The sequence below is a fragment of the Dehalobacter sp. 12DCB1 genome (genome assembly GCF_004343605.1).
Classification (GTDB): Bacteria; Bacillota; Desulfitobacteriia; order Desulfitobacteriales; family Syntrophobotulaceae; genus Dehalobacter.
In genome coordinates, this window is record NZ_POSF01000011.1 from 1 (window position 1) to 14,922 (window position 14,922).

Annotated in this window: 9 protein-coding genes; 3 read left to right on the forward strand and 6 right to left on the reverse strand. The window is 46.8% G+C overall.

Annotated features, from left to right (window positions below; genetic code table 11):
- Positions 1-1,101: 4Fe-4S binding protein (locus C1I38_RS03550; protein WP_132102093.1), on the reverse strand; the 1,101-nt coding region annotated here is incomplete at its 3' end.
- A 555-nt stretch (positions 1,102-1,656) separates the two neighbouring features.
- On the opposite strand from C1I38_RS03550, the gene C1I38_RS03555 reads away from it, so the two are divergent.
- Genes C1I38_RS03555 through C1I38_RS03565 form a run of 3 tightly spaced genes read left to right on the forward strand, consistent with a single transcriptional unit; the run spans position 1,657 to position 5,521 of the window.
- Positions 1,657-3,267, forward strand: coding sequence for a spore germination protein (locus C1I38_RS03555; RefSeq protein ID WP_119774619.1), 1,611 nt, complete (start codon positions 1,657-1,659; stop codon positions 3,265-3,267).
- On the forward strand, positions 3,264-4,361 hold the full coding sequence (locus tag C1I38_RS03560; protein ID WP_119774618.1) for an endospore germination permease: 1,098 nt from the start codon (positions 3,264-3,266) through the stop codon (positions 4,359-4,361). The genes C1I38_RS03555 and C1I38_RS03560 overlap by 4 nt, the downstream gene beginning before the upstream one ends.
- Positions 4,358-5,521, forward strand: a complete 1,164-nt coding sequence (locus C1I38_RS03565; RefSeq protein WP_119774617.1) for a Ger(x)C family spore germination protein — start codon at positions 4,358-4,360, stop codon at positions 5,519-5,521. The genes C1I38_RS03560 and C1I38_RS03565 overlap by 4 nt, the downstream gene beginning before the upstream one ends.
- A 42-nt stretch (positions 5,522-5,563) precedes the next feature.
- Here C1I38_RS03565 and carB read toward each other — a convergent pair whose 3' ends face one another.
- The 5 genes from carB to dinB form a co-directional block, all read right to left on the reverse strand.
- Positions 5,564-9,631: a carbamoyl-phosphate synthase large subunit gene (gene carB, locus C1I38_RS03570; protein WP_119774616.1), complete on the reverse strand. Its 4,068-nt coding sequence runs from the start codon at positions 9,629-9,631 to the stop codon at positions 5,564-5,566.
- Entirely contained in the window at positions 9,622-10,827 is a 1,206-nt protein-coding gene (locus C1I38_RS03575; protein ID WP_119774615.1) for a carbamoyl phosphate synthase small subunit, read from the reverse strand. Before C1I38_RS03575 ends, carB begins: the two co-directional genes overlap by 10 nt.
- Positions 10,828-10,982: 155 nt before the next feature.
- Positions 10,983-12,848, reverse strand: a complete 1,866-nt coding sequence (locus C1I38_RS03580; RefSeq protein ID WP_119774614.1) for a hypothetical protein — start codon at positions 12,846-12,848, stop codon at positions 10,983-10,985.
- A gap of 3 nt (positions 12,849-12,851) precedes the next feature.
- Positions 12,852-13,622 (reverse strand): ABC transporter ATP-binding protein, encoded by a 771-nt coding sequence (locus C1I38_RS03585; RefSeq protein WP_119774613.1) that lies wholly within the window; start codon positions 13,620-13,622, stop codon positions 12,852-12,854.
- 77 nt (positions 13,623-13,699) lie between these two features.
- The gene (dinB, locus tag C1I38_RS03590) at positions 13,700-14,863 is read right to left on the reverse strand and encodes a DNA polymerase IV (RefSeq protein WP_119774612.1); all 1,164 of its coding nucleotides are present in this window, start codon (positions 14,861-14,863) and stop codon (positions 13,700-13,702) included.
- Positions 14,864-14,922 lie beyond the last annotated feature (59 nt).

Sequence of the window (14,922 nt, forward strand, 5' to 3'; positions counted from 1 at the left end):
TAAACTCATAAATAAGAAAACAGGCAGCATCAGCCATATCACCCACGTGGCTTTTAACAGGAAAAGTGCACCAAAAGGCTGGTAATCCAGCGTCCCATAGTTCCCTAAACAGGTTCCGAGTATAAAGGCAACCCACAGGATGGTTGGTGGAACGAGCTTAAGTTTTTTTATCACTGTCTGCGATATTCCCAGTGGTTTGAAGCCTGCTATTTTGTTAAGAGATTCCTGCACTGCTCCAAAAGGACAAATCCAGGCACAGTATAGATTTTTCCCCAAGAAAACAATAAATCCCAATGACCCGGCCATCAGCACATACCATTTAAGGTTTGTTATTCCCGGAATTTGTAATTGGATCAGGGAAAACAACAAGTTGGCGGTAACAAATTGGTTGATCATAAATCCCAGTACCCCAATGCTTACCAGTAGTATCCAGGTCCGTATACGAACCAATTTCTTGATATAGACTCCTGCAAGTGCGATGAGGTACATCACGATCATCGCTAAGTCCTTCCAAGTAACTTGGAACAGATCATAAGGATTTGCCCATGATGTGTTAAAGATCTGCCTGGAAAGGTACAAGTTTCCACTATTTACAGCTTCAGCCACCGCATGCGAAGAAACAGTTGAACCGCTTATCCGGTCGACGTAGTTGGCTGTTTTGCTGTCGGCCAGGTATCCGGTATAACCGGAAGCCCCTCCCAGATAAATAGGTTCCTTCAGCGAAAGACCGTTAAAACTATCGAAATATTTTTGTTTGTAGAGCCTTTCAAAAAAAATCGGAGTCTCACCCTGCTTTGTGACCAGTACTTTTTCCACCAAACCTTTTTCATCAATGATACTCATCATTTCAATTCTGGACTGATACCCCACAGCCGAATCACAAACGGCATAGTAACGTCCTCCTGATGCTTCCACCATGTAAGCGGGTTTTGTACCAATGATTTTTTCAACCGAGGTGACACTGGGAATGTTTTGTTGGATCAGTGCCTTGTAATCCACAGCCTGGCCCGTCCAAAAAACGCTATAAATAATTGCTGCAATGGCTGTTATGGATAAAAAAAATAAATAGTAAAACTCTAGATCTCTCTTTTTTCCTTTCATGTCTTTGATCCTCTGCTGTCTTTAATTAATGGATTAAGGAGAGCAACCCACCCAATACCATTATAGTTAATGTAAGATAAACAAGATGTTTGCATAATTACATATCGTAAGGCGGGAATATTCATGCAGTTTAGGCAATTTAGCATCGTTAGAATACAACTACTACCATGATAATACTAAAAAATTGTATTCCTAAATACAGTTCACAAAGGAATGAATTTGAAAATCACGACCTATATTTTGAGATCTTTGGTGTATCAGGACGCAATATTATGGACACCGATGCCGACAGACAAGAAAACGTACTTTTAGAAAGAATCTCGAGTCGAGACGACCTTAACAAACTCGTTATATGGAAAGCCATGTTCAATATATTAAAACCGTCCGTAATCCAAACAAGCAGCGCAAAAAATGCATACAAATACATACGCCCTAAAGGCTACGGATATATTCAGTTAGAATCTAAGTGGTACGGTATAAAAATATTCGGAAAGGTAATTATAGTAAAAATATTAATTAATACTTAGGTAGAAATGCAAAATATTTGAGGGTAGTATGTTTAAAAAACTGTTGAAGAGCGCTTTAGGCTTTAGCGGCAAAAAAGGCTCTGGCAAGACAACTTCCCGACAACCTGTAGAAAAGCGGCCCCTCTCTGCAGATTATGATGATAATTTACAGACTTTACGGCAAGTTTTCGACCAATGTTTTGATATTCTCTTCCGCGAATTTTCCATTAATGCCGATACACCTCTACGTGCTTTTATTATTTATGTAGCCGGATTAACCAACCATGAAATGGTGAATGATCACTTATTGAAGAGTATCATGCAGGAAACGGCTAATTTACCGTCATCTGTGCATCTGTCCAAGGCCAATGCACAGCAAGTCATTCAAGAACGTTTAATCAATTTGGACGAAACCAGTACGACGACTGATTTAATTGAACTCGTCCAAAAAGTTTTAGAAGGCAATACCGTCCTGATTCTGGACGGATCGTCTACTGCGATTATTGCCGGTGTACGGGGTGTAGAGGGTAGAGCAATCGACGAGCCTGACAGCGAACCTGGGGTGAGGGGACCAAAAGACGGATTTGTGGAAGCCCTCAACACAAACATGAGTTTAATCCGGCGCCGAATAAAAACCAGCCGTCTCAAAGCGGAAACTTTCGAGACAGGACTGTTGACGAAGACCAAACTGGCAGTATGTTACATCAAAGGGATCGCCAATGATAAAGTTGTGCAAGAGGTCAAGCAGCGGATTGGCAGGATTAATATTGATAGTGTGCTCAGCAGCAACCAGATTGAAGAATTAATTATGGATGAGGCTTTCTCTTTATTCCCCCTTGTACAGTACACCGAGCGGCCGGACAAAGCAGCGGCTTCCTTATTGGAAGGACGGGTTGTTATCTTAGTGGATAACTCACCAATGCCCCTGATTGTTCCGGTAACGTTTATTTCTCTGCTCCAGGCTGCCGAGGATTATTACAATAACGCGGTATTCGCCACTTCAGTCCGGCTTTTGCGCTTTGTTGCCTTGAACATTGCGTTACTACTGCCGGCCTTAACCGTGGCAGCTTTCTCATTCCACCAGGAGTTGCTGCCAACAGCCTTAATAAGTACTGTTGCAGGCGCCCGGCAAGGCTTGCCTCTGCCAATCGTTTTAGAAATTCTGATGATTGAATTCGCCTTTGAACTCTTGCGCGAAGCCGGAGTACGCCTGCCCAAGACGATTGGTCAAGCTATCAGTACTGTTGGTGGTTTGGTTATTGGGCAGGCGGCAGTGAACGCGGGCCTTGTCTCACCAATCTCGGTCATTGTTGTGGCGACTACAGCTATCGCTTCATTCACGATCCCAAACTACGCTGCAGGTACTGCGCTGAGAATTTTGCGGTTTGTTTTGATTATCCTTGCAGGTTTTTTCGGCGGAGTGGGAATCATCTCCGGTCTAATGGTTATTCTATTCCATCTCTGCAGCTTACGTTCTTTCGGTATCCCCTACTTATCACCTATTGCCCCCTTAAGCCCGGGTGACTTAAAGGACACCATGGTACGTGCGCCCTGGTGGGCTATGCTCAGGCGGCCATGGATGTCCGTCAGCAATGAGCCGGTCAGGCAGGACCCTGATCAAGGTCCGCTAAAACCGGATAAGGGAGGGCAAACGCCATAAATACGGAAAAGCTTTCAAGTAGGCAGATTGCTGTGCTGCTGTACATCATCATCATGATTTCAGGACTTCTGCTTATGCCCGGGCTGACGGCTGAAAAAGCGAAACAATCCGCCTGGATAGCGATTGCTTTAGCCTCACTTCCCAGTTTTTTTTGCTTATGGATTGTTTGGAAATTGGGTAAACGGTTTCCAAACAATACTTTGCCTGAATATGCAGAAATCATCCTGGGCAAAGCCTTAGGCAAGGTTGTAGGCGGAGCCTATATATTATTTTTCCTTTTGGTTAACATTCTATCCGTATGTGAGTTTTCCGAATTCCTGACAGTCTGCTTTATGCCACAAACCCCGGCAATAGCTCTTAATGCCATCCTTGTCCTCATCGGGGCTTATGCAGTATTGAAAGGGATTGAAGTCATTGCCCGTGCAGCTCAATTCGTATTTCCCTTATTCATGATTTCTTTACTTATTCTATTTGTATCCGTATTACCCGCGGTGAAACTAGGAAAGCTGCTGCCTTTTCTTGAAGGTGGGATCAAACCTGTGATTTGGGGGTCTATCCCCTCCATATTCGTGTATGGTGAGATTATTGTATTGGCTATCCTGCTTCCCATGGTCAACAAGCCTGAGGAAATAAAGCGCAAAGGTGCTTTTGCCTTATTGACAGTGGCTATTTTTCTCTCAGCAGGTATGATGTTCACCTTAATGATATTTGGATCAAACCTCTCTGGGGATTTGTTGTTTCCTTTTTGGTATCTCAGCAAATATATAGAGTTTGGTAGTTACCTTCAGCGAGTAGAAGGGTTAATCCTGCTCCTTTGGATGATCGGAATGATCATTAAAATTGCAATTTTCTATTATTTAACGTGTTTTTCAACAGCCAAAACCCTGGGTCTGAAAAGCTATAAACCGGTTATTTACCCAATGGCGCTTATCTACCTCCCAGCGGCAACTTTTCTGTTTCGTAACACAGCAGAATTCCGTCAGTTTCTTGAATTGTACTGGCCGTATTTAGGATCCATTTTCGAACTGGTGTTGCCTTTGATTCTTTTGTTCGTAGCCGTAATCAGAAAAAAGCAAAGGAGAGTTAGCCGGTGAAAAAAAAATACCGAATTTTAGGCCTATCCATACTAATTATTTTACAGTCTGCTATAAGCACCGGCTGTTGGAGCAGTAAGGAAGTTGAAAGCCTTGCCGTTGTCACCCTCATGGGAATTGACTATACAAACGAAAATGGCAGCGACATGTGGACAATATCTGCAACAATCTTAAACCCGCTCGGCCAGGATAAAGAAGGAGATCAATCAAGCGGAAAAGGTAGTCAGGAAACATTATTGGTAGGTACCGGAAGGACTCTGCAGGAGACTATTTCAGCCTTTCCTGCCCACTCATCTCGTACACCTTATTACGGTCATATAAGTGCTTATATCATTGGTGAGAAGACCGCCAAGGAAAAAATGTGCGAATTTACTGAGGCCAATATACGATATTGGGAAAACCGTCCAAGAACATTAATAATCATAACAAAAGGAAAAGCTCTTGATGTATTGCAAGCGGGACCGGCAGTCGATAAGCTGCTCTCTAAAGAATTGAAGGAATTAGGTATGAAAAAAGCGTTAGCCACCGGTTATTCCTACGGTGTAACTTTGACTGATTTTGCGGAGGGGTTAAAAAGTCCTGACAGGGATCCGGTAGCGACTCTGGTCAATGTCGTTCCTCCGGAAGTCCCGGGATTGGGACAGCAAAATCTGATGGAGGGATTAGCTGTTTTCCAAGGGGGTAGACTCATAGGTTGGTTGAATAAAGAGGAAACTATGGGATATTTATTAATAACGCAAAATATCAACAATGGGCATATTCCGCTAGTGGTTACAAAAGATAATATACTATTCTCATATTACTTTGCTACTACAAAAAGTAAAATCCTATCGGTGGTAACCGGTGGTAAAATCACTTACCGTGTAAACATTAAAGTTATAGGTGCAATTGCTGATAATTCAGGATTAAGACTAAAAGCAGAAGATATTAAAGCACTTGAAAATGTAATCGAAGACAGGCTGCGGGATCTGTCCATACAAGCAGTTGATAAGGCCAAGGAATACAATTCAGATTTTCTTGGTTTTACAGAAAAACTCCATCGTACTAACCTCTCGGCATGGCAGACGCTAGGACCGGACTGGCGGAAAGCTTTTAGCACAGCGGAAGTAGAAATCGTGGTCGATGCTAAGATCGTCCAAACCGGGATGATGGGGGAATAAAATATATTGCAATATCAATTACAATTGATATTGTATCGTTAATTAAATCTCTACGCTTCCTTCGAATACCTTTTCCGGTTTTCCTGTCATATAGACTGTCTCATCCGTATATTTGACGACCAAATCGCCGCCTTTTAGCTTCACCAGAATATGTTCTCCTTTTTGGCAGAAGCCGTTCAACACTGCAGCGACAACAGCCGCGCAGGCGCTGGTACCGGCCGCAAGCGTTTCGCCGTTGCCGCGTTCCCAGACCCGCATTTTCAGGGTATTTCGGTCAATCATCGTAACAAATTCCACATTGACTCTTTCCGGAAATAACGGAGAATATTCGAAGGCCGGTCCTTCAGTATCCATCTGAATGCTTTCCTGGTTCTCCACAAAAAGCACACTATGCGGATTCCCCATGGAGACACAGGTGATGCGGTAATCGCGACCGGCAATCGTAACTGGCTGGTTCACGATAACCTCTCCCGGCAATTCAACCGGAATCTTCTGAGGTTCCAGCTCCGCCGGCCCCATATCTACGCAGACCGAATTGACTTTCCCGTTTTGGATATAGAGTTTCAGTTTTTTAATTCCGCTCAAGGTTTCAATCGAAATCCGTTCCTTAACGATGATCTCGTTATCATACAGATATTTCCCAATGCATGTCAGTGCATTGCCGCTCATTTTGCTCTCGCTGCCATCCAGATTGAACATCTGCATCCTCGCATCAGCTTTGTCGGACGGACAGATCAGCACAATCCCGTCCCCGCCGATACCATAGTGCCTGTCGGATAAATAAACACTCAGGGATTCGGGACTGACAATCTGCTGATTGAAGCAGTTGAAATAAATATAATCGTTGCCGCAGGACTGCATCTTCGTAAAGGTAAGTCGACGCCGTTCGCTGCGCATATGGTTGATGTCCACAAGCTCCGTGTTGTTCTGGGAATACCGGCTCTTCAGACTGTTGGCCAGGGCGTTGGCTGTATCCAGTGAGGTCAGACACGGAATCGCCGTTTCGACCGCTTTACGGCGGATTTTGACACTGTCCAGACCGGGCAGCCTGCCTTTGGCGGAAGTCGAGATAATATAATGGATCTTGCCACTTTCCAGCAGCGTTTGGATATTGTCATGCTCTGATTCATGAATCTTCTTGACCGGAATCACCTGCAGACCCGCCTGCTCCAGCACTTTGGCCGTTCCGCCGGTCGCATAGAGCTTAAAGCCCAGCTCGCTGTATTTCCTGGCGATATCAACCATCTCCGGCTTATCGCTGTTGCGAACCGTAACTAAAACGCCACCCTGCTTCACCATCTTGTACCCGGCAGCCACCAGTCCCTTATAAAGCGCCTCAGCGAGGGATTTGCCAATGCCCAGCACCTCGCCCGTCGACTTCATCTCCGGACCCAGCTGCACATCGACATCAATCAGTTTTTCAAACGAAAATACCGGAACCTTAACCGCGACATAAGGCGGGGTTTTATACAGCCCTGTGCCGAAGCCCATATCGGTCAGCTTTTCGCCAAGCATCGCCCGGGTCGCGAGGTCAACCATCGGCACGCCGGTCACTTTGCTGATATACGGGATCGTCCTTGAGGAACGCGGATTCACTTCAATGACGTAGATTTCTCCGGCATGAACGACATACTGAATATTGACCAGCCCCTGGGTGTTTAAGGCCAGGGCTAGTTTTCTGGAATAGTCGATGACCCGTTCCGTCAGCTCCCCGCTTAAGTTCCAGGCAGGATAGACCGCAATCGAATCACCGGAATGGATACCGGCCCGTTCAATATGCTCCATGATCCCAGGGATTAGAATCTCTTCACCGTCACAGATCGCGTCAACTTCGATTTCAATACCCGACAGGTATTTATCGATTAGTACGGGATTTTCGATATTGTAAGTCAGGATAATGTCCATGTATTCACAGATATCCTGGTCACTAAACGCAATAATCATATTCTGGCCGCCCAGTACATAGGAAGGGCGCATCAGGACCGGATAGCCGAGCTTATTCGCCGCCTGCAGCGCTTCATCGGTGTTCATCACGGTATGTCCCTGAGGCCGTTTAATGGAGAGTCGTTCCAACAAAGCGTCAAACCGTTCCCTGTCCTCGGCCGCATCGATGCTGTCGGCCGGTGTGCCCAGAATCCGTATCCCCTGGGCTTCCAAGAACTTCGTCAGCTTAATGGCCGTCTGTCCGCCAAAAGCTACGACGACGCCATAAGGCTGCTCCGTATGAATCACATTCAAAACGTCCTCATTGGTCAGCGGTTCAAAATACAGCCGGTCGGCCGTGTCAAAATCGGTCGAGACGGTCTCCGGGTTATTATTGACGATCACGACCTCATAGCCTGCTTTTTTCAACGCCCACACACAATGTACGGAAGCATAGTCAAACTCGATCCCCTGACCGATTCGAATTGGGCCGGAGCCAAAGACAATAATTGTCTTCTTGCTGCTGTTCCTGGCTTTAATAAACTGCTCGGCCTCATTGGCTTCATCGTACGTCGAGTAAAAATACGGGGTCTCCGCCTCAAATTCGGCTGCGCAGGTATCGACCATTTTGTAAGAAGCCCAGCGTTTCTGATAGATCCCCTGCGCAATCCCCTGTTCAATCCTGCTGCCTGAAAGCCGTTCGATTACTTTATCAGGGTACCCGAGTTTCTTGGCTTCTTCGTACAGCTCCTGCGTCAGAGGTCCGACGGCCAGCTCTTTCTCCAAAGCTGTAAGGTGAGCCAGTTTGTATAAGAACCAGAGGTCAATCTTGGTGATCTCGTGAATCAATTCGCAGGAAATGTCCCTTTGCAGCGCTTCGAATATCACAAAAAGCCGTTCATCGTTGCACACTGTAAGCAGCTGTTCAATCTCGGCATCCGTCAGTTTCTTGAGTTTGGGCAGGTTCAAGCTGTCCAGGGAAATCTCCGCTCCCCTGACCGCTTTCATAATGGCCTGCTCAAAGCTCACGCCGATCGCCATCACTTCACCGGTTGCTTTCATCTGCGTACCCAGTGTGCGTTTTGCGTAAACAAATTTATCAAACGGCCACTTGGGCAGTTTCACCACGACATAATCCAGCGCCGGTTCAAAACAGGCATAGGTCTTCCCTGTAACGGCGTTTTTAATCTCATCGAGCGTATATCCAACCGCAATTTTCGCGGCGACTTTAGCAATCGGATATCCGGTCGCCTTGGAGGCCAGAGCTGAGGAACGGGATACCCTCGGATTCACCTCAATCACGGCATAGTCAAAGCTGTCCGGATGCAGCGCGAACTGGCAGTTGCAGCCGCCTTCCACTTCCAGGGCTGTAATGATATTCAGCGCAGCCGAACGCAGCATTTGGTATTCTTTGTCCGAAAGTGTGACAGCCGGCGCGATAACGATGCTGTCCCCGGTATGCACTCCGACCGGATCAAAATTCTCCATACTGCAGACGGTAATTACGTTGCCCGCCCGGTCCCGCATCACTTCAAACTCGATCTCTTTCCACCCGGAAATACATTTTTCAATTAGGACCTGGGTAATCGGTGAAAGCCTCAGACCGTTGGCCGCAATTTCCTGCAGCTCGGTTTCATTATAGGCAATCCCCCCGCCTGTTCCGCCCAGCGTAAAGGCCGGACGAACGATGACCGGATAGGAGATCTCTGCTGCAAAAGTGAGGGCCGCGGGGACATCCGTCACGACCAACGAAGGGATGACAGGCTCGCCGATCGCTGCCATGGTATCTTTAAACATCTGCCGGTCTTCAGCCTTATCGATCGTTTCCGGATTCGCGCCCAGAAGTTTGACGCCTTGTTTTTCTAGAAATCCTTCTTTGGCAAGCTGCATGGAAAGTGTCAGGCCGGTCTGACCGCCTAACGTAGATAAAATGCTATCCGGTCTTTCCTTAATGATGATTCTTTTGATGGTCTCCAGTGTTAAAGGTTCAATGTAGATCTGATCGGCCATCGCGTTGTCCGTCATGATCGTTGCCGGATTGGAGTTGATCAGAACAACTTCCAGTCCCTCTTCTTTCAAGGCCCTGCACGCCTGAGTCCCCGCGTAATCAAATTCAGCAGCCTGTCCGATGACGATCGGTCCTGAGCCAATGACCAGTACTTTTTTTATTTCTTGATTTAACGGCATGTTAAGCAGTCCTTCCTCATCAGAGCAATAAATTGATCAAATAAATAGCTGGTATCCAAGGGTCCTGCCGAAGCTTCCGGATGAAACTGTGCCGAGAAAGCCGGCATATTCAGATATTCAATTCCTTCGCAAGTCCCGTCATTGGCATTCTGAAAACGCATGCGAGCATGAGCAGGAAGGCTGTTGGCAACAACCGCATAGCCATGGTTCTGGCTTGTAATGTAAACCCTGCCGGTTTTCAAATCTTTCACCGGCTGATTAGCGCCCCGGTGCCCGTATTTCAGCTTGGACGTTTCGGCACCCTGCGCCAGGGCCAGCAGCTGATGTCCGAGACATATCCCGAAGATCGGCAGACCGGAGGCAGAAAGCTTCTTCAGCTCTGCGATAATTCCCTTATTGTCGGCCGGATCTCCCGGTCCGTTAGAAAGCATGATCCCGTCCGGGTGCAAAGCCAGGATACTTTCGGTGGATGTCTCAGCAGGCACCGTGATAACCTCACAGCCGCGTTTGATAAGTTCACGCCGAATATTTTCCTTCGCTCCGAAATCCCACAGGGCTACCCGGCATACGCCGGATGCTTCTTTAGTGTCCACTGTCGCTACATCTCTAGATGTGACAACGTCAACGGATTTACCTATATCACTGGTTGGGACTATTTCAATGGCTGAGATGCTTTTCCCGGTTACATCGGTGTTCTCGGTCGATATTGTTTCCCTGCAGGAAACTGTCTGAACCGCGTCCGTAATTTTATAGCCATTAATCTCAGCCAAATCTTTTTCAAAATTATTCAGGGTGGTGGTAATTTTGGCATTCATCACACCAACCTCGCGGATAATCTTGGTAAGCTCCCGGGTGTCAACACCGTGAACCCCGACAATATTTTGCGCCTTTAAAAAAGCGTCAAGCTCTCCTTCACAGCGAAAGTTGGAAGGAACTTGACACCACTCCCGGACAACATAGGCCTTTACTTTTGAAGAATTACTTTCAAAATCTGCCGAAATAATCCCATAATTCCCTATCAAAGGGAACGTCTGAACCACAATCTGCCCGTAATAACTCGGATCGGTCAGGGTTTCGAGATATCCGGTCATTGCAGTAGTAAAGACAATCTCACCGACTGCCTCTCCTACTGCCCCGAAAGGTTTCCCTTTAAAAACCCGGCCATTGGCCAGGATGATATACACATTCTGCTGCACGCGGATCCCTCCGTAATTCTTATTTCAACAGACTGGTCCATCAGTCTGTTTGCGTCACTAAATAAAGTAGATGAAAAAAAATTATTCAAATAGCATTATACCATGGGAATTGATGAATATAAAATCTTCAAACTCCGTCTTTTCATGCTTGTTGATTATCCAAGCCGGTTTTTGCTGGTCATCACGAGCTCTACCCTGAAGCCTTTGCGGCTTTGCCGGACCGTTGCAGCCATGAATCCGAAGAAGATAAGTGACCATAACCCGCCAGTCAACAGAATTCCAAGGGATATCCGGAACAGAGCCGGCCAAAATAACGGACGGCTGAGAAAATATAACCCGCCGAGCAGTCCTGACTGTACATTCCATTCGAAAGTGACCGGTGGGAGCATCCGAAGCGCTGAGACCAATTCGGCAGGAGGGAATAAATAACATAGACTTAAACCCAAAATAAGGATGAAACAAAAATTGATTAGATACATCATTAGCGAAGCACTTGGCGATATCCGCATTTGTGGTTTGTCCGGATTATAGCGGCAGTTCTTGATGGAATAATATAGCCCGATGGCACTGGAACCCAGGCTTAAAAAAATTGCCGCCAGCGCCAGGATAAGCGTTAAGCCCGTTGAAACTCCGATTGCCAATGAGGTGCCAACCAGAAGGGCTTCCATCAATAGTAACGTGGGAAGCACAGCTGCAGTTAATTTCCCCCAGACGACAGGCCACCCTGCCAAAGGCACACTATTTAACAGCCAGTCGGACTCCCCCTCTCTGCCAAACGCCTGCAGGGCTAAATTGCCGCTGAACATAATCGTATACATGATAAGAACCATGACCAAACTAGAGACACTCGATGCCGAAGCATTGAACAGGAACTGAACCACGAAAAAGGCCATAATGATCAGAGGGATCAAATAGCCAAACCATTCCCTGGTATCCCTTTTTAAGGACAGCAAATCTTTTTTGGCCACGGCCCACATGCCTGCCCTCATCGGGGCTGGCAAGACCACTGTTTCCTGGTCCTGTCCAACAGTCTCGAAGAAAATCTTTTCCTGTTGGCGCTTCGTCGTATCGGTGCTGGAAACCGAATGTTTTTTGCGCCGCCTTCCGCCATCTCCCTGGCTGATAGAAATGAAGCCCTGTCGGAATCCCCGTTCCAAAAGAATCAAGGCAATCAGAAAAAGGAACGCACTGAAAATAAGGATTAGAAGATTCCATCCCAGTCCAGCTGCAAAGCTGTCGGATATTCCGCTAGTTAAAGCAAGTGAAGCCCATCCCGACGGGAAAAAGTTCATGACGTCAAGCAGCTGCTCTTTGCCTGCCAGCATGGCCCCGATATCTAGTTTACCTTGACTGCCCAGCATCATTCCCGGAATCTGAAACACTAACGCAATCAAGACACCTGCCAGCGCTCCCATCAGTCCAACGGCTTCTTTGCTCCTGTGAGGTGGAACAATACGCATAACCAAAAGGTTCAGCAGTTCGGCCAGAGCTGTCCCGGTAAGCCATAAACCGCAGCCTGAAAGGAAGACAAGAAGATAATAGGATGCTTTGGCCTCAAAAAGCAAACCACAGAACACCCCCGGCAAAAAAGCAAATAAGACCGCAATTAAAAAATTGCTCATAAGTACAGAGACCGTTTTTACTGCAAAAACGACCCGGGTAGGAACCGGTGCCATGAACAGAAGTTCCAAATCTTCGGACATATACAGCGTTGCAAAAGCTGCCGTAAGACCAAAGAAGATCTGGCTGGCCAGTCCAACTAGAAAGAACAAGGAGAGGAAACCCTGAACGGTCTCGGGCTGCATCGATTTCAACATCCCATAGGATACAGCCCCCATGGAAATCAGAAAACTCGAAAACACAATTATCAGGATACCCATTCCGATGAAAGTTCTCTTTTGTTGATGTTTCATCGTATTAAGTGTTACCCGCAGCTGATTTTTCAGCAGCAGGATAAAATCTTCAACAAAAGGCTTTTCTGCAGGCGGGGTATCCAAAGGGGGCGGTATAATCATTTTCACCGTTTATTCCTCCAGGCTTTTAATTAATTCGGCATTTTCACGGACTCCGGTAAGCTCCAGGAAAATATCTTCCAGGCTTTCCCCGCCGTGTCCAACTTTTTGCCGGAGTTCTTCAGGGCTGCCCTGTGCAATCAGCATGCCATCTTTCAAAATACCGACCCGGTGGCACATTCTCTCCGCAATCTCAAGAATATGGGTCGAAACAAATACCGCAGCACCCTGCCGGGCCATTTCCTGAAGAATATCTTTAAGGAGGCGTGCGCTCGCCGGGTCAAGACCCACAGTCGGCTCATCCAAAAGAATCACCTTGGGCTGATGAATTAAGGCCCCTGCCAAAACAACCTTTTGTCTCATACCGTGAGAGTAGCCCTCTAACAGCTCATCTGCGCGCTCCATGAGACCGAACATTCCTAAGAGCTGCTCAGCCCGCTCTTTGGCAATACCTTTTGGGACTCGGTACAGGGCTGAAATAAGGTGCAAAAATTCACGGGCTGACAGTTTGTTATACAACTTTGGTTGGTCCGGTACATAAGCCATTATGGCTTTGGCCTGAGTGGGCTGCCTGCGAATATCGTAATCACAGATGGAGATCTCCCCTTCACTGGGATCCAGCAATCCGGTAAGCATTTTAATCGTTGTTGTTTTACCGGCACCGTTCGGTCCCAAAAAACCGAAAATTTCTCCGCTTCTTACCTCCAGGTTTAGATCGTTGACAACCGGCACTGAACCATACCTTTTGCTTAAACGATTTGTTCTGATCAAGACCCTTTCCATTGCGTACCTCCTGCTAACTTTTTTTGGCTTAGGACCTGTTCATAAATTGAAGGTTGAATCTCGCTCTTCACTCTTCATTATAATAATCGTGCCCTTGTGATACTGTTCTTTCCATATTTCGCGTTAACTTGATCAATCACTTTTGTCAGGTTTTCCATATCTTTTTGAGGTTCATCAAACAACGTCAATTGCTCAGTATGATCCGTTAAGTTATTCAAGGTAATTCCAATTAGTCTAAGCGGCTGATTCATAGAGAGCCCGCGCAAGAGGGCACAGGCTTCATGGTAGATCAGATCATCCAGATCTGTGGCCTGAGGGAGGGTGCTGGAACGAGACAGGGTCCTGAAATCTGGATAACGTGCTTTCAGCGTGATTGTTTTCGCTCTCAACGCATGTTTGCGCAGGCGTCTTCCGACATCCACCGTTAGCTTCAGCAGCTCTTTTTCAAGTACGTCGACATCAGCAATATCTGATGAGAATGTCGTCTCCCTGCCAATGGATTTCGCCATTCTGTCGGTTTCTACGGGGCGGTTGTCAATACCCCGGGCGAGTTCGTAAAGCTGTTTGCCCATGGCACCGAATCGTTTCGAGAGAGTACTTTCATCCAAAGTACGCAGATCTTTCACTGTTTTGACCCGAAGCTCATGCAGCTGTTTCGCCGTTTTGATGCCGACCCCCCACACTCTTTCTACTGCCAGAGGATCGAGAAACTCCTGTACTTTATCCGGAGGGACAACGACAAAGCCGTCCGGCTTCTGCAGATCGGAAGCAATCTTGGCGAGGAATTTATTGGGGGCCAAACCCACTGAAGCCGTCAGGTCAAGTTCCTGCCGGATACGTTGTTTGATCAGCACGGCGATATCTTGGGCAAATCCAAAAAGAGCCGTTGATCGCGTAACGTCCAAGAAAGCTTCATCAAGGGACAAGGACTCGACGAGCGGCGTGTAGGACAAAAATATTTCGTGTATCTGGTCTGAGGCTTCCTGATATTTTTGCATATTAACAGGGAGAAATGCGGCCTGCGGACAGCGTCTGAAGGCCTCGGTCATGGGCATCGCAGAATGAATGCCAAATTTACGGGCCTCATAAGAAGCAGCAGAAACAACACCCCGGCTGTTTGGCTTGCCGCCCACGATAACAGGCTTTCCGAGTAAGGCTGGATGATCTCTCTGTTCTACCGCGGCATAGAAAGCATCCATATCAATATGGAGTATTTTTCGATGGTTTTGCCATTGTTTCATAAATCAATTATACCACTATGTGCTCGACGTTTTCCATGCCATCCGTGGTGATTGGTCGT

Excerpts from the sequence above, each read along its gene's own strand:
- C1I38_RS03555 (WP_119774619.1), top strand. The coding sequence starts at position 1,657 with ATGTTTAAAAAACTGTTGAAGAGCGCTTTAGGCTTTAGCGGCAAAAAA.
- dinB (WP_119774612.1), bottom strand. The coding sequence starts at position 14,863 with ATGAAACAATGGCAAAACCATCGAAAAATACTCCATATTGATATGGAT.
- carB (WP_119774616.1), bottom strand. The coding sequence starts at position 9,631 with ATGCCGTTAAATCAAGAAATAAAAAAAGTACTGGTCATTGGCTCAGGA.
- C1I38_RS03585 (WP_119774613.1), bottom strand. The coding sequence starts at position 13,622 with ATGGAAAGGGTCTTGATCAGAACAAATCGTTTAAGCAAAAGGTATGGT.